18 protein-coding genes are annotated in these 17,305 nt (G+C 41.5%); 14 read left to right on the top strand and 4 right to left on the bottom strand.

Translation table 11 applies throughout. The features are described from left to right. Positions 1-185 precede the first annotated feature (185 nt). The 6 genes from HWE15_RS08150 to HWE15_RS08125 all read left to right on the top strand — a co-directional run bounded on the left by HWE15_RS08150 (position 186) and on the right by HWE15_RS08125 (position 6,720). On the top strand, positions 186-866 hold the full coding sequence (locus tag HWE15_RS08150; RefSeq protein WP_290507027.1) for a succinate dehydrogenase cytochrome b subunit: 681 nt from the start codon (positions 186-188) through the stop codon (positions 864-866). 13 nt (positions 867-879) lie between these two features. Next, the gene (locus HWE15_RS08145; RefSeq protein ID WP_290507026.1) at positions 880-2,814 is read left to right on the top strand and encodes a fumarate reductase/succinate dehydrogenase flavoprotein subunit; all 1,935 of its coding nucleotides are present in this window, start codon (positions 880-882) and stop codon (positions 2,812-2,814) included. A 23-nt stretch (positions 2,815-2,837) separates the two neighbouring features. Then, complete coding sequence (locus tag HWE15_RS08140; protein WP_290507025.1) at positions 2,838-3,587, top strand: succinate dehydrogenase/fumarate reductase iron-sulfur subunit; 750 nt, start codon at positions 2,838-2,840, stop codon at positions 3,585-3,587. A gap of 185 nt (positions 3,588-3,772) precedes the next feature. Then, positions 3,773-5,218, top strand: a complete 1,446-nt coding sequence (locus tag HWE15_RS08135) for a sodium:solute symporter (protein ID WP_290507024.1) — start codon at positions 3,773-3,775, stop codon at positions 5,216-5,218. Further along, entirely contained in the window at positions 5,205-5,645 is a 441-nt protein-coding gene (locus HWE15_RS08130) for a GNAT family N-acetyltransferase (protein ID WP_290507023.1), read from the top strand. Before HWE15_RS08135 ends, HWE15_RS08130 begins: the two co-directional genes overlap by 14 nt. 1 nt (position 5,646) lies before the next feature. Then, positions 5,647-6,720, top strand: coding sequence for an alanine/ornithine racemase family PLP-dependent enzyme (locus tag HWE15_RS08125; protein ID WP_290507022.1), 1,074 nt, complete (start codon positions 5,647-5,649; stop codon positions 6,718-6,720). On the opposite strand, the gene HWE15_RS08120 is transcribed toward HWE15_RS08125, so the two are convergent. The 3 genes from HWE15_RS08120 to HWE15_RS08110 all read right to left on the bottom strand — a co-directional run bounded on the left by HWE15_RS08120 (position 6,717) and on the right by HWE15_RS08110 (position 9,749). Next, a complete protein-coding gene (locus HWE15_RS08120) occupies positions 6,717-7,817 on the bottom strand; it encodes an SO2930 family diheme c-type cytochrome (RefSeq protein ID WP_290507021.1) in 1,101 nt (366 codons plus the stop codon). The two genes, HWE15_RS08125 and HWE15_RS08120, sit on opposite strands and share 4 nt — an antisense overlap. Continuing rightward, a complete protein-coding gene (locus HWE15_RS08115; RefSeq protein WP_290507020.1) occupies positions 7,814-9,109 on the bottom strand; it encodes a parallel beta-helix domain-containing protein in 1,296 nt (431 codons plus the stop codon). Before HWE15_RS08115 ends, HWE15_RS08120 begins: the two co-directional genes overlap by 4 nt. A gap of 79 nt (positions 9,110-9,188) precedes the next feature. Further along, positions 9,189-9,749 (bottom strand): Crp/Fnr family transcriptional regulator, encoded by a 561-nt coding sequence (locus HWE15_RS08110; protein WP_290507019.1) that lies wholly within the window; start codon positions 9,747-9,749, stop codon positions 9,189-9,191. Positions 9,750-9,834: 85 nt separating this feature from the next. On the opposite strand from HWE15_RS08110, the gene HWE15_RS08105 reads away from it, so the two are divergent. Then, positions 9,835-10,395: a porin family protein gene (locus tag HWE15_RS08105; RefSeq protein ID WP_290507018.1), complete on the top strand. Its 561-nt coding sequence runs from the start codon at positions 9,835-9,837 to the stop codon at positions 10,393-10,395. A gap of 20 nt (positions 10,396-10,415) precedes the next feature. Here HWE15_RS08105 and ruvC read toward each other — a convergent pair whose 3' ends face one another. Continuing rightward, positions 10,416-10,991 carry a crossover junction endodeoxyribonuclease RuvC gene (gene ruvC, locus HWE15_RS08100; RefSeq protein ID WP_290507017.1) on the bottom strand — a complete coding sequence of 192 codons (576 nt, stop codon included), beginning with the start codon at positions 10,989-10,991 and terminating at the stop codon, positions 10,416-10,418. 21 nt (positions 10,992-11,012) lie between these two features. Between ruvC and HWE15_RS08095 the strand changes: the two genes are divergently transcribed. From HWE15_RS08095 to HWE15_RS08065, 7 genes are read left to right on the top strand one after another with little or no spacing between them, the layout of a single operon-like run. Beyond that, positions 11,013-12,164 carry a glycosyltransferase gene (locus HWE15_RS08095; protein ID WP_290507016.1) on the top strand — a complete coding sequence of 384 codons (1,152 nt, stop codon included), beginning with the start codon at positions 11,013-11,015 and terminating at the stop codon, positions 12,162-12,164. Then, positions 12,139-12,396, top strand: a complete 258-nt coding sequence (locus HWE15_RS08090) for a hypothetical protein (RefSeq protein WP_367203865.1) — start codon at positions 12,139-12,141, stop codon at positions 12,394-12,396. Before HWE15_RS08095 ends, HWE15_RS08090 begins: the two co-directional genes overlap by 26 nt. A gap of 44 nt (positions 12,397-12,440) precedes the next feature. Next, complete coding sequence (locus tag HWE15_RS08085) at positions 12,441-13,625, top strand: PP2C family protein-serine/threonine phosphatase (protein ID WP_290507015.1); 1,185 nt, start codon at positions 12,441-12,443, stop codon at positions 13,623-13,625. Continuing rightward, positions 13,609-14,238: a polysaccharide deacetylase family protein gene (locus HWE15_RS08080; protein ID WP_290507014.1), complete on the top strand. Its 630-nt coding sequence runs from the start codon at positions 13,609-13,611 to the stop codon at positions 14,236-14,238. Before HWE15_RS08085 ends, HWE15_RS08080 begins: the two co-directional genes overlap by 17 nt. Further along, positions 14,238-15,335: a glycosyltransferase gene (locus HWE15_RS08075; RefSeq protein WP_290507013.1), complete on the top strand. Its 1,098-nt coding sequence runs from the start codon at positions 14,238-14,240 to the stop codon at positions 15,333-15,335. Before HWE15_RS08080 ends, HWE15_RS08075 begins: the two co-directional genes overlap by 1 nt. Then, positions 15,332-16,102, top strand: coding sequence for a TatD family hydrolase (locus HWE15_RS08070; RefSeq protein WP_290507012.1), 771 nt, complete (start codon positions 15,332-15,334; stop codon positions 16,100-16,102). The genes HWE15_RS08075 and HWE15_RS08070 overlap by 4 nt, the downstream gene beginning before the upstream one ends. A 2-nt stretch (positions 16,103-16,104) precedes the next feature. Next, complete coding sequence (locus HWE15_RS08065; protein WP_290507011.1) at positions 16,105-17,172, top strand: asparaginase; 1,068 nt, start codon at positions 16,105-16,107, stop codon at positions 17,170-17,172. The last annotated feature ends 133 nt before the right edge of the window (positions 17,173-17,305 follow it).

Raw genomic sequence — 17,305 nt, 5'->3', positions numbered from 1 at the left:
ATAAAATTAAACAGGCGGTTGATTTTTCGTCAATTTAAGGGAATTCAGGTAGAATTTCAGGAAATTATTTAGAACCTTTTAAAATAAGGTTGGGCTTTATGAATGGATTGTTTACTAGCTGTCGGAGGCGTAAATTTGGTCCCGGTATAGAAATAAGACATTCGTTTTAACAAAAGAAAAATTCTATGAGCTGGGTTACAAAAACCTTAAGTAGCACTTTAGGAAGAAAGCTGATCATGGCATTGACAGGGCTCTTCCTTATCCTGTTTTTGACAGGCCATGTATCTGGTAACATGTTGTTGTTTAAAGGAGACGGTGGAGAGGCATTTAATAAATATGCCCAATTTATGACCACTAATCCGGCGGTGAAGATCTTGTCTTATTTGACGTATATTTCTGTAATCGCCCACGTGATCTATTCCATTCTCCTTACTCGCAAAAACAAAACTGCCAGACCGGTAGGCTATGCTGAGTCAAAAGCTTCTACAAATTCTGCCTGGTCTTCCAGAAATATGGGAGTTTTAGGCACCATTATCCTTATTTTCTTGGTGGTTCACATGCAGGGCTTTTGGGCCAAAATGCATTGGGGAGACATGCCAATGGTGACCTATGAAGGAGAAACTTATAAGGATCTCTATCAAATTGTCCAGTTTGCATTCCAGAATGAAATTTTGGTAGCGGGTTATGTTATTGCCATGGGCTTCTTGAGCTTTCACTTGTCTCATGGTTTTGCCAGTGCATTTCAAACCTTAGGTTTGAACCATGTGAAGTATTCCCCAGCAATTGAATTGATAGGAAAGATATACTGCATCCTGGTGCCGGTATTATTCGCCAGTATGCCACTTTATATTTATTTCACGAGCTAATCCATAATCTTTTATGATACTAGATTCCAAAATACCAGCCGGTCCTTTGGCGGAAAAATGGACCAAGCATAAGTTCAACATGAAGCTGGTCAATCCGGCGAATAAAAGAAAGTACGAGGTAATCGTGGTTGGTACTGGCCTGGCAGGTGCTTCCGCTGCAGCTTCATTGGCTGAGTTGGGGTACAATGTCAAAGCCTTCTGTTTTCAGGATAGCCCTCGCAGAGCACACTCTATCGCTGCTCAGGGAGGTATCAACGCTGCGAAAAACTATCAAAATGACGGAGACTCCATTTTCCGTCTTTTCTATGATACTATCAAAGGGGGTGATTACCGCGCAAGAGAAGGAAACGTTTATCGTCTTGCAGAAGTCTCCGTAAATATCATAGACCAATGTGTGGCACAAGGTGTGCCTTTTGCCCGAGAGTACGGAGGTTTGTTGGCTAACCGATCCTTCGGTGGAGCGCAGGTATCCAGAACATTCTACGCTCGGGGTCAAACCGGACAGCAATTGCTTTTGGGTGCTTATTCCGCATTGAGCCGTCAGGTTGCAAATGGAAAAGTGAAGCTTTACCCTCGTACAGAAATGATGGACGTTGTCATCATTGATGGACATGCGAGAGGGATTGTTACACGGAATTTGATTACAGGTGCTATTGAAACTCACGCAGCTCATGCTGTGCTACTTTGTACAGGTGGTTATGGCAACGTATTCTTCCTTTCTACCAATGCGATGGGTTCCAATGTGACTGCCGCTTGGAGAGCGCACAAGCGCGGAGCATATTTTGCAAACCCTTGTTATACACAAATTCACCCAACTTGTATTCCTGTTTCTGGTGATCATCAGTCTAAGTTGACCTTGATGTCTGAATCACTTCGAAACGATGGACGCGTTTGGGTTCCTGCTACAGTTGAAATAGCAGAGAAGCTCCGAAAAGGACAAATCAAAGCCAACGATATCCCTGAAAATGAACGGGATTATTATTTGGAAAGAAAATACCCTTCATTCGGTAACCTTGTACCTCGAGACGTAGCATCCAGAAATGCCAAATACGTTTGTGATGAGGGCCGAGGAGTAAATGAAACAGGTGAAGCTGTATTCCTGGATTTCCGAGATGCGATTAAGCGAGATGGTGAAGATGTTATCCGTGCGAAGTATGGAAACCTCTTCGATATGTATCAGCAGATCACTGGAGAAAACCCATACCAAGTTCCAATGAAGATTTATCCTGCAGTTCACTACACCATGGGTGGACTTTGGGTAGATTACAACTTGATGACTACCATTCCAGGATTGTATGCTTTGGGAGAGGCAAACTTCTCTGATCATGGCGCAAACCGATTGGGTGCCTCCGCTTTGATGCAAGGACTTGCAGATGGTTATTTCGTGATTCCTTACACTGTTGGAGATTATTTGGCTCAAATTGGTACCAAGCCTGTGGATGCCAATCATCCTGAATTTGAGAAAACTGCGAAGGAGGTTAAAGACCGAATTCAAAAATTATTGAGCATCAACGGTACCAAGTCCGTGGATTATTTCCACAAAAAGCTAGGAAAGATCATGTGGAATGAATGCGGTATGGCTCGTACTGCTGAAGGCCTGCAAAAAGCTAAAGCAGAGATCCGTGAATTAAGAGCTGAATTCTGGAAAGATGTAAAAGTGTTGGGTGAGAATGAAGAACTTAACCAAACTCTTGAAAAAGCACATCGAGTGGCTGATTTCCTTGAGCTTGGTGAATTGATGATTGATGACGCTTACAACAGAAATGAATCTTGTGGAGGCCATTTCCGTGAGGAATATCAAACTCCAGAAGGTGAGGCGCTTCGAGATGACGAAAACTTTGCCTATGTAGCCGCTTGGAAATACATGGGTGATGGAGCGGAGGAAGAACTTCATAAAGAGCCTCTTGAGTTCGAAAACGTGAAGTTGACCCAGCGTTCATACAAATAATTAAGACAAAAATTCATAGCTATATGAAATTGACATTAAAAGTTTGGAGACAAAAAAATAGTACTGATCAAGGCGGTTTTGTCACCTATCCCATAGATGGAATTTCTACTGACATGTCCTTCTTGGAAATGATGGATGTGCTCAATGAAGAATTAACCGAAAAAGGAGAGGATCCAATCCACTTCGATCACGACTGTCGAGAAGGGATCTGCGGCATGTGTTCGCTTTACATCAATGGAAATCCGCACGGTCCACAGCAGACCACTACTTGCCAGTTACATATGCGCTCTTTCAAAGACGGAGATACCATCACGATCGAGCCATGGAGAGCAAAAGCATTTCCAGTGGTAAAAGATTTGGTGGTTGACCGTTCTGCCTTTGACAGAATCATTCAAGCGGGTGGATATGTATCCGTGAATACCGGTGGTGTTCCTGATGCCAATGAAATCCCGATTCCTAAAAAGATTGCTGATGAGGCATTTGATGCAGCGACTTGTATCGGCTGTGGAGCTTGTGTAGCTGCTTGTAAAAATGCTTCCGCAATGTTATTTACCTCGGCAAAAATTTCTCAGTTGGCAATGTTGCCACAAGGTCAGGTAGAACGTAAGGAGCGTGCGGAAAAAATGATTGCACAAATGGACGCGGAGGGTTTTGGCGCTTGTACTAATACTGGTGCTTGTGCGGCTGAATGTCCAAAGGGTATTTCCTTGTCCAATATTGCACGAATGAATAGAGAATATTTCTCTGCGGTAGTGAGCAGCGAGAATTTGTAATATTTTCAAAAACCAGTAGAAAAGCCGGAGAAATCCGGCTTTTTTATTTTTCACTATTCTAATCTAAAATTGGATTATTGTATCAAATTTTCTCAAAAAACCCAATTTTATTTCATTTTTGACATGAATTAATTAACTTTAAAAAATTATATTCTAAATCAAATTGATACAAATCCCTTTACATAATGCATTGGATAGATCTGGTGATCTTCGTTGTTTATATGCTGGTCATGCTCGGTGTGGGCTTTCATTTTATGAGAAAAAACACCGGTCAGGAAGATTATTATGTAGGAGGTAGACGGATAGGCTCCTGGCATATTGGATTGTCAGTGGTGGCAACAGATGTAGGAGGAGGATTTTCAATTGGATTAGGAGGGCTTGGGTTTGCCTTAGGCCTGTCAGGGTCCTGGATGTTATTTACGGGGTTGTTGGGCGCTTGGATTGCCGCTGTTTTATTAATCCCTCGAGTAAAATCAGATCCTGCGTTTTCGAAATTTTTTACTTTTCCCCAAATCATCGGTCATTTATACAATGAGAAAACAGCCAAGGTAGCTGCTATCATTTGTTTTTTGGGTTACCTTGGTTTTACAGCTTCTCAGCTATTGGCAGGAGCTAAATTGGCTTCCGGTACATTTGAAGCTTTGGATATTTCAACTGCCTTACTCATTATGGGTGTGATTGCTGTTGTATACACGGTCATGGGAGGCCTAAAAGCAGTTATTTACACGGATACTGTACAATGGATCATTCTTATGCTTGGGTTGATGCTCATAGGAATTCCCATGGCCTATACCTATGTAGGAGGTTGGGAGGAAATAGAAGCTGTCCTCCCACCGGAGTTCTTTTCATTTTCCAATTTAGAATGGCAGGATTTTGTGAATTGGGGGATTACCATTATTCCCATTTGGTTTGTGGGAATGACCCTTTATCAGCGGATTTTTGCTGCCAAGGATAAGAAGTCAGCTCAAAAAGCTTGGTTTATCGCAGGGCTTTTTGAATGGCCCATTATGGCATTTATGGGAGTTTCTCTGGGCTTGCTCGCTCGTGTGGCGGTAGAACAGGGAATTTTGGAAGGAGCCTCTACAGGTATGGATCCGGAAATGGGCTTACCTATTTTGTTGAGCCAAATTCTTCCCGCAGGAATTTTAGGCTTGATGATGTCAGCTTACTTTTCAGCTGTGCTTTCTACAGCTGATTCTTGCCTGATGGCAGCCTCTGGAAACTTCACAACAGATTTGCTCGGTAAGTTCACTAGTAAATGGTCCTATAAAGCTGAAATGCGGATTTCTCAGTTTATTACCCTTCTAATTGGTCTTTTTGCACTGCTTTTAGCTTGGCAAATGAACGAAGTGCTCAGTCTGATGTTGTATTCATATGCCTTTATGGTTTCAGGGCTCCTCGTACCTGTGGTTTTTGGACTCTTTTTTGGAAAGAGTAATGCCAAAGCCGCAATTAGTTCCATGGTACTAGGAGGAGGCTTAACAGCCAGTTTGACTTTTCTCAACTGGGAAATGCCACTCGGGTTGGATCCCAATATTTTTGGGCTTATCCTATCCCTACTATCATTTTTGATTATTGAAAAAATTGATTCTAATACGCAACCAAAACCTCAGATATATGCTAAAATTTGAAACTCTTTCTGCAATAGATAACGCCACTTACCTACAGAAAAACGAAATAGCTGATTTTCTGGTCAAGCATTTAGGGAAATATGGAGATCCCAAAGATCATGTAATGAAGTGTTTGGATTATGCGCTGGATCATAGTTTACATGCTGGAGGTTTTGTGATTTTGGCCCGTGAAAACGGAAAAATTGTAGGTGCACTAGTTATGAATCATACCGGTATGTCAGGGTATATTCCCGAAAATATTTTGGTATATATCGCTGTGGATGCTGCTCAAAGAGGAAAAGGAATCGGAGCTAAAATTATGGAACGTGCCATGAATCTTGCAAAAGGTGATATTGCACTTCATGTGGAGCCAGATAATCCTGCAAAAAGACTTTATGAGCGGCTGGGCTTTACGAATAAGTATCTTGAAATGAGACTGAAAAAATAAGATGGCTTACCTAACACTCAACAAAACCAAACTGAAAGAGAACTATGAATTCCTGAAGAATATTTTTGAGGAAAATGGGGTCGCGTGGGGTGTAGTATCAAAGTTATTGTGTGGGAATCGACTTTATCTTCAGGAACTGATTAATCTGGGCGTAGATGAAATCCATGATAGTAGAATCAGTAACCTGGCCATGGTAAAGCGTCTAAACCCGGATGTTCAAACAGTCTATATAAAGCCAGTTTCCAAGCGAAATGTAGGGAAAATGGTAGAGTTTGCAGATGTAAGCTTGAACAGTGAATTAGAGACTATTCATTGGATCAGTGAGGAGGCTGTAAGGCAAAATAAAAATCATAAGATCATCATCATGGTAGAGACGGGGGATCTTCGTGAAGGCGTGATGGGAGAGCAATTGATTGATTTTTATTCACAGGTTTTCAATCTGCCTAACTTAGAGGTGATTGGTTTAGGTACCAATTTGAACTGTCTGAATGGGGTCATGCCTTCTACGGATAAACTCATTCAGTTATCCCTGTACAAGCAGATCATTGAATTAAAATTCAATAAAAAAATCCCTTGGGTTTCTGCAGGAACTTCCGTTACCATTCCACTCATGCTTACGCATCAGTTGCCAAAAGGCATTAATCATTTCCGTGTTGGTGAAACTTTGTTTTTCGGGGTTGATTTATTTGAAGAAAAGGTGATTGAAGGGATGCACGGGGATGTTTTTGAATTGCATGCAGAAATCATCGAAATGCAGGAAAAGCCCATGCTTCCGGTAGGAAATTTGGCGGCCAATCCTCAAGGGGAAGTGGCGGAGATTGATGAAAGTTTGTACGGACAAACTTCCTTCCGTGCAATTGTGGATATTGGGCTTCTGGATGTAGATCCTAAATATTTACAACCCACCGATGATTCGATAGAACTGTTGGGAGCAAGTTCGGATATGATCATTTTGAATTTAGGAGAGAATCCAAATAAGTATCAAGTAGGGGATATTTTGACCTTCGATTTAAAATATATGGGAGCCTTGGGAATCCTGAATTCCGATTACGTCGATAAAAAAGTGATCGATTAGTTGGATTCCATGGAGTTTATCCAAGCTTTGATCAGCTCTACGCCTTCTCGATGAATCGTAGATCGTCCAATTTCAGGCATAGCTACTCCCACTTCCGTACTATTCATGCGATGGATTAAAATGGATTCCTCTGCTTTTCCAGGAACAATATCAAACTGAAAATTTCCAGCACCATTTCCTGCAGCTACTGGGGTTTTGTTGATCCCTAATTTAAGCGGATCGGTTTGTTCATAGCCTAGGAAAAGTCCGGAAGTGGAAGCTGGTCCTTCTTCTCGATGGCAATGGGCACAATTGATATCCAAATAGGCTTTCGCTCTATCGGCCAAAGGAAGGCTTTCATTGGAATAATCGATCATTTTGGGATGTTGATCCTCTCCTAAAAATCTCTCCAGCTTTCCTTGTTCTGTCCAAAAAGCCAATTGATTCACTGATTTTCCATTGATTTCCTTTTGATAATTCAGATGCTTGACCTCAACCCCAAGAGGATCGAGTTTTTCATTTTTGTTATGACAGGTCTTGCACTGGTTTTTGTTAGGAATCAGGTAATTGATGATTTGGTTTTTTCCATTTTCATCTCGGTAGGTTACTTCTGTTTCCCCGCCTACAACCTTTAGAATTGCGTCGGTTTGGCTGTCATTCCAGATATAGGGAAATGCCTCCCAGCCACTAGATTGATGAATCATAAGTCGGGTTTCAATGATTCTTCGTTCTCCGGCTGGTTTCGAGAAATCAGCTGGGTAATAGAAGTTTTTGATCAAAACAGACCCGATAGGTAAGTCCAGTTCATCCCCTGAAATTTTAGCTTTTTCTCCTTCTGGAATCCAAACAAAGCGTGACTTGTGTGCATAGTCTGTAAAGAGGGGTGAGGCAGGCTCGTAGGGAATCAGCCCGTCGATTGGGGAAAGATCTTTGATATCCCCTTCAAAGAATCCATAGGTCGAAAGCCATTGGTAAGGAAATTCACCATCGGCTATCTCCTCTACCTTCTGGGGATCGAAAATGGGATTTGTGCTTTTTTCAGAATCAGTTTTACATGAAAAAGCCAGTAGTGAGCTAAGGAAGATCAGGAATACCCTTTCTAATTTCTTGTTTATCATCTGCTTGCAATTCCAGTGACATCTGTCTCAATACGTACATTACAATTTGTGAATGGAGCTACCTCCGGATAGCTCTGAATATTGTCTTCCCCTTGGCTTAAATCAAAGCGCGTAAACAATAAATCCTGAATCTTAGGTTCTGAAATACAAATATTCATAGGGTTGTCTATAATATTGGTTCCTCGACTTTTATCCACGATTCCATCATAGACAATATCTTGGGTTTTGGCCTTTCCATGCGCATTATATAAACTGATCAGCTGACCCAATTCACGTGTCAAATCTGGCATTCCTTTACTCCGATCATAGGTATTATCATGAATGTATACCTCACTTGTATAGGGAGACCAATTAGGAGCATCTGTTGGGAAACCTGTGATCTGATAGCTTGCAACAGCTACCCCCACAGTTTTATTCCGTAGGATTTCATTGTCGAAGATTTCCACTTCTTTTGCTGCCAATAGAACTACGCCTGACCCTGGAGGGATCATGGTAACTGTATTGCCATTCGGGCCTTCTCCCATAGGAGTAGCAAAGTTTTTATGGTTGTTTTCAATGATTTGATTGTTGTAGATTTTGGTGCCTCGACCATCGGATTTGGGAAGTCCTGGAAGATTAAATACTAAAATTCCACCTGAATTATTCCGGGCAGTATTGCCAAAAACCTCTGCGTTGTCACAATTTTCAATTTCTATCCCTGCGACATTTCCATAGGCCAAAGAATTTTTAACGATGATGTTTTCAGACTGACCTACATAAATGCCTGCGTCGCGAGAATGAGCTGCAATGCATTCATCAATTAGGACATTTTTGCACTGGACTGGATAAAGGGCGTAGGTTCCATTTTTTGATTTATTTCCATGGGTCCAGGTAACATGTACCTTTCGTAAGGTTAGTCCATCAGTATGTTGGACTTTGATCCCATCACCGGGTGCATCTTCGATGGTTAGGTCTTGAACTGTGATGTTTTTACCGACGATTTTCATTCCCTCTCCTCCTGTTTTTAAGTTTCGGAATGAAAGGACCGTCTTGGTCATTCCTGCACCTTTGATGATAATGTTTTCCTTTGAGTCAAGTATTAATTGGGTTTTCAAATCGAAGAAACCTTCACCTATTTCGATGGTTTGATTGTTTTCGGCTAAAATAAAATCTTCCACTACCTGCTCTACTTCTTCAAGGCTTCGTTTATCAAGGGTGCTAGAATCAAAAAGTTGCTCGTGGCTGGTTTCTCCACATGCTTGAAGCAGCAGAATAAAAAGTAAGGATTTGAAAAGGATTTGGATTTTTTTCATAGTAAGCGGGTATTTTGGGAAAATAAGTATTCAAATCTAAGTTTTTCCCCAGAACCCTACCTTGATAAAAATCAAATTCTCAGATCTTGGAACGGACCCTGCTGAGTGTCTCGATGGTCATGTCTAAAAAGGAGGCAATATGTCCAACGGAAGCCCGCTGAATGATTTTTGGCTTTTTTTCCATCAATTCCAAGTACCGTTCTTTTGCAGATTTGAATTTTGAAAAAATCATCTGCTCCTCCAAAGCGATGTAATATTTCTCTAAGATAATCCGATAGACACGCTCCAAATCCTGAAATTCCTGAAAACATCGCTGTAGATTTTCATAGGAGATTCTGTAAAGCAATGATTTTTCAAGGGTTTCTATTGTTTCATAACTCGGACTTCTCGTAATAAAGGAGTGCATGGCTGTGACAAATTCTCCCTCAAGTGAGAAGGAAACCGTAATGTCCCGGTTATCGCGGATGTAAAAACTTCTGGCAGAACCTTGCGCTATATAAAAAAGATAATTGCTGACTTCTCCGGCATTCTCCAGTTTATAGCCTTTTTCAGCTTCTATTTCCTCTAAATACCCGATAAAAGCATTTCTTGCTTCATCACTGACTTCTGCAATATTTTCAAAAAGACCTGTTTTTATCATGGCAAAGAATAAAAAATCCCGGGTAATCTCTATTTAATTCTCGTGATCCACTAGTTTTATTGGAAATTTAAAACTTCTAGAACACATGCGAAAGATTTTAGCTCTTTTCTTCCTTTTTGCGGTTGTTTTTTCTGCCCAAGCCCAATTCGGAATTCGGGCAGGCTTGTCTTCTGCCAACTTTTCTGATACAAACTACAAAGCAAATGTAGGGATTCATGGTGGAATCTATTACCGCTTGGGTACGCCCATGATCGAGGTAGAGCCCGGAATTCAATTTGCGCAGAAAGGCTTTGAGACTAATAACCCAACAAACGGCGATGTCATCGTGGAATCCCTGAATTATGTGGATTTTCCGGTTTTAGTCCGTTTAAATTTTCTTCCAGCATTGAATGTTTTTGCTGGACCTCAGGTGGGAGTTTTGGTTTCAAGAAAGCGTGAGGAACCGGGGAATATCCAAACTTCTACCGATCCAGTTAAGGGATATGACTTTGGAGGAGTAGTGGGGATCAGTGGATATTTATCCGATAAACTCAATTTACAATTGAGTTATGATATCGGATTGACAAGCCTCAATTACTTTGATACCGATGTGAAAAATCGAGTCCTGAAACTTTCTATCGGATACGATATTTATCGCAAATACTAAAAGAAGCCCGGAAACGGGCTTTATTTTTTTATTCGGTTTGGGTTTTCTTCAATAAATGCCTTCCAGCCTGCAGAGCGACCTCGTGTTTGGACACGTCCTTCATGAAAATGATGACATAAGGCCACTGCCAAGGCATCAGTAGCATCCAAGAGTTTAGGTAATTCCTCCAATTTGAAAAGTGTCTGAAGCATAGCTGCGACCTGCTCTTTGGAGGCGTTTCCATTTCCAGTGACAGATTGTTTCACTTTTTTAGGAGAATATTCGGTAATGGGGATTTCCCGTGCCAACGCAGCTGCCATTGCCACTCCCTGAGCTCTCCCCAATTTCAACATGGACTGCACATTGGCGCCATAAAAAGGCGCTTCCAAAGCCACCGAATCCGGCATAAACTCTTCAAGTATTCCAGTAATTCGCTCAAAAATTTTTTTGAGTTTCAATTCATGGCTTCCGTATTTTTTAAGATGAATGACTCCATATTGGAGCAGTTTATACTGCTTGCCCTCTGTTTGAATCAATCCATACCCCATCACATTGGTACCAGGATCAATGCCTAAAATGATTTTTTCCTTTGCGGGTTTTTTAGCTTCTTTACTCACTCCTGCAAGATAGCCGAAAAGATGCTAAGTTTTTATTTGCTCTGGTCCCTAGTCTATTTGCTTTTATTAGGCTATTTGAAAAGAGTTTGGCTTACGCAGGCTCTTCAAGTTCATTCAATCAAAGTCCTTGAGGAAAAAGTCAGTCTTTTGGTTCCGATTAGAAATGAATCAGAAAATCTGCCTGAATTAGTCCGGCATTTAGAGAAAATCGAATATTCGCTTTTGGAAGTGATTTTTATTGATGACCAAAGTAGTGACGGATCCAAGAGCCTATTGGAAAATTTGATTCTAGAAAAGCCTTTTTGGAAAGTGCTATCCAGTGATGGGATAGGAAAAAAAGCTGCGCTGCAGAAAGGGATCTCTCAAGCCAAAGGGTCCATCATTGTAACTACAGATGCGGACTGCGATTTCAATTCCAATTGGCTTTCAGTTTTGCTAAGCCCTTTTTCTAATTCTATGGTCCAATTGGTAGCAGGCCCGGTGATGATACAAGAAATGAATTCTCTTCTTTCCTATTTTCAACAGTTGGATTGGGCAAGTATTCAATTACTGACAGGGGTTTCATTTGCAAAAAAATCCCCATTGATGTGTAGCGGAGCAAGTTTAGCGTTTCGAAGATCTGCATTTGAAACAGTAGAAGGCTATCGTGGAAATGAAAACTGGCTTTCGGGAGATGATGAGTTTCTGTTGAAAAAAATTGTAGAGCGTTTCGGTCCAGAAAGCGTTTTTTATTGCCCTTCAAAGGATGTACTTGTCCATACAAAAGGAGAGGAGACTTTGAAGGCTTTACTGAATCAACGGATTCGATGGGCGGGAAAATGGAAAGCGCATCAATCGATTAGACATGGCCTTTCCGCTTTTGCCGTTTTTGGAGTTCAATTGGTTTGGATAGGTTCTTTGGGACTAATTTTTTTGACTCCTTTGGGATGGGCTTGGGCTGTTTTGGTTTGGGGCATCAAGGCTATTTCCGAAAAGGTTGCCTTGGGTGCCATTGCTTCCTTTTATGGGTATGCTGTTCCTGGATGGGCCTTTATTTCGACTAGTTTGTTGCATCCATTTTATTCTATCCGGGTAGGGATTGGGGCTATTTTGGGAAATTATTCCTGGAAGGGACGTAGGATTCAAGGAAATGTTAATTTTGGGGTAAATGGAAATGACCGAAGACGAATTTGACCTTTTGGACGAGCTCTATTTTGTCCAGCCCTATACCTACCTTAAAGAGACCTTGGGTTGGCCTGATGATCGGCTATTAGTGACCTTACAGGGGCTTCATCAAAAATCATTTATCAAGTGTCTGACCGCTCCGGATGATGAATTGTTTGGAGTAATAAATATTTTGGAAGAAGGGAAGAATCTATTTTTTCTTGCTACAAAAAAAGGCCTGATGGCGCATAATGCTATTTGATCGTGTTACCTGAAAATCAAAAATATCAGCGAAAGGAATTAGAATTGAAATCGCTTCTTGAGATCACGCAGGCGATCAATGAAAATCAACCTGAACAGGTCTTAGCTGACATTTTCAAGTTTACCTGTTTGGTCCATTTGAATATCCGCTCCTTACTTCTTTATGTGCGATCCGATAAGGGCTTCGAAAAGAAAATCTCGCATGGAATTAAAGGAGCTGTCCCTTCCCTCATTTCATTTGATCAAATCAAGGAATACAAAGACAAACAGCGCTTGGAACTGCATTTGTCCGAGGGCTTTTCGTTTGAAGAATTAGAAACCTATTTGCCGGTTTATCATAAGGATAAAATGCTGGCTATTTTATTTTTTAAGCGAAAAAACACTGAGTCTGAAATTGATCTAGATTTTACGCAGGCATTAGCAAATATTTTAGTGGTAGCCTTAGAAAATAAACGCTTTGCCCGCCGACAGTTGCAACAAGAAGTACTCAATCGGGAAATTGAAATTGCATCTCAGGTTCAGCAGATGTTGCTTCCCAATAAGCTACCTACAGAAGGCCGGCTTCATGCAAAAGTCACCTATATCCCTCACAGTATGGTGGGTGGAGATTATTATGATTTGATTCAGCATTCGGATGATTTAGCCTATTTCTGCGTCGCTGATGTTTCTGGGAAGGGGATGGCTGCTGCCATGCTGATGTCGAATTTTCAAGCTGCCCTTCGGACCCTTTTGCGTAGTAATGCCTCCCTTGAAACGGTGGTTCGCCAGCTGAATTATACCCTCTTTGAAAATACAAAAGGGGAACGCTTTATAACCTTTTTTCTAGGGAAATTTGATTTCCGAACAGGGAAGTTAGACTTTGTGAATGCCGGGCATAATCCTCCCATCCTTTGTCGTGAAGACCAAGTTACTACCGAATTATTGGAAGCGGGCACCACTATTTTGGGAGCCTTCGATGAATTGCCTTTTTTGGAATTAGGGAGCCGGCAACTTACGGGAGATTTTACGATCCACCTTTACACAGATGGCTTGACGGAGGTCATGGACGAAGTAGATGAAGAATTTGGGGAAGTTCGTTTTCAGGATTTCGTTTCCGGTCATATTTGCGTAGAGCCTCGGGTTTTTCACGATGAGTTTTTGAAGAAATTAAAAGATTTCAGAGGGGAAGAACCTCTTCGAGACGATTTGACTTTATTTAGCCTCCGTTTCTTTTATGGTCCCCGTTCATAAAACCCCAGGCTGGATTCAGCGAATATTCCCTCAGCGAATCTGGCAGAAAAGGGCGGACGATCAATCCATATATCTGACCTTTGATGATGGACCTGTTCCAGGTGTTACGGACTATGTACTCGATCAATTAAATCAAAGAGATCAGAAAGCTACTTTTTTCATGGTGGGCGACAATGTGCGCAAGCATCCGGAACTTGCGCTGAAAGTAATTCAAGCGGGTCATTCTATCGGTAATCATACCTTTCATCATCTGCATGGATTACGCTCAAGTAAGGAAAAGTATTTAGAGAATATCCGAAAATGCGACTTGATTTTTGAAGAGGTCTTGGGGATTCAAACTTCTCTTTTTCGTCCTCCTTACGGTTGGATGACACCTTCTCAGGCAAAGGAAGTAGCAAAAGAAAAAAGGGTTGTCATGTGGGATGTCTTATCAGGTGATTATGATCCCAAACTTAAACCCCAAAAGATTTTGAATACTTGTTTGGAAAAACTTGAGATCGGGTCCATTGTAGTTTTTCATGATCAGGAAAAAACGAGGGATGTTCTTCCTCAGTTCTTACCGGAATTTTTAGATGCCATAAAACAAAAAGAAATGAAAACTGGGGTTTTGTAATGGGGTGGATATTCTATTTTATTCTTTCCTTTATCCTGGTTCAATTTATTCTTGGGATTCTTCACCATACTTTCTTTTGGAAATCCTTTCCTAGTAAAAATTCAGGTAAACTTCCCTTCGTTTCAGTTCTCGTTGCAGCCCGAAACGAGGAGTTTTTCCTGCCTATGCTATTGGATTCCTTTGAAAAATTGAATTATCCCTCAGATAAAATCGAGTTTCTTTTTGCGGATGATCAAAGCGAGGATGCTACTTTCTCGATTTTGAGTGAGTGGTGTCAAAATCGGGAGAATGCACAGGTAGTCAAAGTAGAGCAGTTTGATTGCAACAAAAATCCAAAAGCCCAAGCTCTTTCCTTGGTCGAAAGGAAAAGCCAAGGAGAATTCTTGTTTTTTACAGATGCAGATTGTCAAGTTCCAACAACTTGGATTGAGTCCCTATTAGCTGGCTTTTCTGAAAAAACCGGTATGGTTATCGGTGTCACTCAAGTGAAAGGAGGGCGTATTCTGGACAAATTCCAAGAGTTGGATTGGTGGTTTACGCTCAGTCTGGTTAAAGTGGCTACAGATTGGGGGGTTCCGACGACAGGTTTGGGGAATAATATGTGCATTTCCAGAAAGGCTTATGAGAGGAGTGGAGGCTTTGAAAATATACGATTTAGCTTAACCGAAGACCTCGAGATTTCAAAATCTATTCTTCGAAAAGGGTTTTTGATTCAAAATCAAGTAAGTCCAGAGGCTTTGATTTATACCAAAGGAGAAGCTTCTTGGAAGGATTTACTTATTCAGCGAAAACGTTGGATGTGCGGAGTGATGACTTTACCTATTTACATGAAAGCTTTATTGGCTTTGCAGTTTTTTTATTACCCTGCTCTGATCCTTTTGTTGTTTTTAAACTTCCCCATTGGCATAGGGGTTTGGTTTTCCAAATCGGTTTTGCAGACCATATTTTTAATTCAATTTGCTCGAAAAGCGGGGAGGTCCCTTTCGTTTTTTACCACCCTACTCTTTGATTTTTACTTATTGCCTATTACCCTGCTGACGATTCTTTATTACTTTTGGCCTTCCGCTACCAAGTGGAAATCAAGAAGCTACTCATGAATTTTATTGATACACACGCACATATTTATTCTCACAAATTTGAATCCGACCGACAAATGGTCATGCAAGGGATTCAAGAGGCCGGAGTGGAACGCGTCTATATGCCAAATATTGATGTGGCTTCTATTGAGCCAATGCTTGAGATGGAGAAAAACTATCCCGGGATTTGCATTCCCATGATGGGGCTTCATCCTTGTGACGTGAAGGAAGATTTTGAGGCACAATTAGCGGTGATGAAGGGTTGGCTTTGGAAACGTCCTTTTGCAGCAGTGGGTGAAATTGGGTTGGATTTGTATTGGGATAAAACCTTTTTCGAAGAGCAGAAACAGGCACTTCGGGAGCAAATTACTTGGGCAAAAACATTGGATTTACCCATTGTGCTACATTGTCGGGATTCCATGGATGAAACTATCGAGATTGTGCGAGAAATGCAGGACGGAAATCTGAAGGGGATTTTTCATTGCTTTACTGGGAATCTCGACCAAGCAAAACAGATTATCGAATTGGGCTTCCTTTTGGGTATTGGAGGAGTGGTAACCTATAAAAATGGGGGATTGGATCAGGTGTTGCCCTTTCTGAAAATTGAAAATCTAGTATTGGAAACAGATGCTCCATACTTGGCTCCTGTTCCCTTTCGAGGTAAGCGAAACACTCCAGCCTACTTGCCTTATATTGCAGAGCGAGTAGGAGGTTTAATGCAGATGAACATTGCCGAGGTTGCGCGAGTAACCCGGGAAAATGCACTCGCTTTATTTAAAGAAATTTGACTATGAATTATAAAATAGTCCGACTCAATACACAGGCAAAAACGAGTAAGACCTCCTCGGTTTTGATTATTTATACAGGAGGTACGCTTGGGATGGCCTACGATGAGAGCGGTTCCTTGGTCCCCTTTAATTTTGGGCAGATTCTGGACAAAATACCTATTCTTTCCAATTTGGATGTAGCCATAACGGTAATATCATTTCCATCGCCTATTGATTCTTCCAATGTGTCCATGTTGCATTGGAAGGATATGGCCTACATCATCCATGAAAATTACGATAGCTACGATGGCTTTGTGGTGCTTCATGGTACCGATACGATGGCTTATTCTGCGTCCATGTTGAGCTTTATGTTGCATGGATTGAATAAGCCTGTGATTTTTACAGGTGCCCAATTGCCCATCTCAGCCTTGCGGTCAGATGCGCGTGAAAATTTGATGACAAGCTTGGAAATTGCCACGGCAAAGATTGATGGGAAGCCCCTTGTACCAGAGGTTGGTATTTTCTTTAATCACCTGTTGCTTCGGGGGAATCGTTCGAAGAAAGTCCAAAGTGTTCATTTCGATGCTTTCGAGTCGGAAAATTATCCACCTTTGGCAGAGTCGGGGATTGTGATTGATTACAATACAGCGGCTATTCGTCCCTACGAACCCAATCGAAAATTGCAGTTGATGAATGAACTGGATAACAGGGTCATGATTTTGAAGCTTTTTCCGGGAATCACAGACCAGATTATGGACTCTTGTTTTGCGACTCCAGGATTGCGTGGAGTAGTTTTGGAAACCTATGGTTCTGGAAATAGCCCCAGTGAAGCCTGGTTTATGCGGTCTTTGGAGCGTGCCATTAAAAAAGGATTGATCATCCTCAATGTTTCCCAGTGCAATGGTGGTCGGGTCATTCAGGGAAGGTATGAGACTTCTCGTGAATTGCTGAATGTGGGAGTCGTGAGTGGTGCAGATATGACCACAGAGGCAGCCATTACAAAGTTGATGTTTTTATTGGGGCAATCGCCTGACAGGGATGTAATCCGAAAAAGACTGATGATCCCACTTGCAGGGGAAATGACTACCTAAGAAAGGGGAGGGATTTTCGCTGGAAATTTGGAAAGGGAAAGAATAATTTTTTTCTTTGCACTCCGATTCAGCAAGTGAGTCAAAAATCAACACAGAGAGGTGTCCGAGTGGTTGAAGGAGCACGCCTGGAAAG

Source organism: Algoriphagus sp., from assembly GCF_013373065.1.
GTDB lineage: Bacteria > Bacteroidota > Bacteroidia > Cytophagales > Cyclobacteriaceae > Algoriphagus.
Note: the sequence above shows the minus strand (reverse complement) of the source record. Positions and strands in the feature narration are given on the sequence as shown.

What these genes read in the sequence shown, in the direction of transcription:
- HWE15_RS08150 (WP_290507027.1), top strand. Translation starts at nt 186, where the DNA reads ATGAGCTGGGTTACAAAAACCTTAAGTAGCACTTTAGGAAGAAAGCTG.
- HWE15_RS08145 (WP_290507026.1), top strand. Translation starts at nt 880, where the DNA reads ATGATACTAGATTCCAAAATACCAGCCGGTCCTTTGGCGGAAAAATGG.
- HWE15_RS08140 (WP_290507025.1), top strand. Translation starts at nt 2,838, where the DNA reads ATGAAATTGACATTAAAAGTTTGGAGACAAAAAAATAGTACTGATCAA.
- HWE15_RS08135 (WP_290507024.1), top strand. Translation starts at nt 3,773, where the DNA reads ATGCATTGGATAGATCTGGTGATCTTCGTTGTTTATATGCTGGTCATG.
- HWE15_RS08130 (WP_290507023.1), top strand. Translation starts at nt 5,205, where the DNA reads ATGCTAAAATTTGAAACTCTTTCTGCAATAGATAACGCCACTTACCTA.
- HWE15_RS08125 (WP_290507022.1), top strand. Translation starts at nt 5,647, where the DNA reads ATGGCTTACCTAACACTCAACAAAACCAAACTGAAAGAGAACTATGAA.
- HWE15_RS08120 (WP_290507021.1), bottom strand. Translation starts at nt 7,817, where the DNA reads ATGATAAACAAGAAATTAGAAAGGGTATTCCTGATCTTCCTTAGCTCA.
- HWE15_RS08115 (WP_290507020.1), bottom strand. Translation starts at nt 9,109, where the DNA reads ATGAAAAAAATCCAAATCCTTTTCAAATCCTTACTTTTTATTCTGCTG.
- HWE15_RS08110 (WP_290507019.1), bottom strand. Translation starts at nt 9,749, where the DNA reads ATGATAAAAACAGGTCTTTTTGAAAATATTGCAGAAGTCAGTGATGAA.
- HWE15_RS08105 (WP_290507018.1), top strand. Translation starts at nt 9,835, where the DNA reads ATGCGAAAGATTTTAGCTCTTTTCTTCCTTTTTGCGGTTGTTTTTTCT.
- HWE15_RS08095 (WP_290507016.1), top strand. Translation starts at nt 11,013, where the DNA reads ATGCTAAGTTTTTATTTGCTCTGGTCCCTAGTCTATTTGCTTTTATTA.
- HWE15_RS08090 (WP_367203865.1), top strand. Translation starts at nt 12,139, where the DNA reads ATGGAAATGACCGAAGACGAATTTGACCTTTTGGACGAGCTCTATTTT.
- HWE15_RS08080 (WP_290507014.1), top strand. Translation starts at nt 13,609, where the DNA reads ATGGTCCCCGTTCATAAAACCCCAGGCTGGATTCAGCGAATATTCCCT.
- HWE15_RS08075 (WP_290507013.1), top strand. Translation starts at nt 14,238, where the DNA reads ATGGGGTGGATATTCTATTTTATTCTTTCCTTTATCCTGGTTCAATTT.
- HWE15_RS08070 (WP_290507012.1), top strand. Translation starts at nt 15,332, where the DNA reads ATGAATTTTATTGATACACACGCACATATTTATTCTCACAAATTTGAA.
- HWE15_RS08065 (WP_290507011.1), top strand. Translation starts at nt 16,105, where the DNA reads ATGAATTATAAAATAGTCCGACTCAATACACAGGCAAAAACGAGTAAG.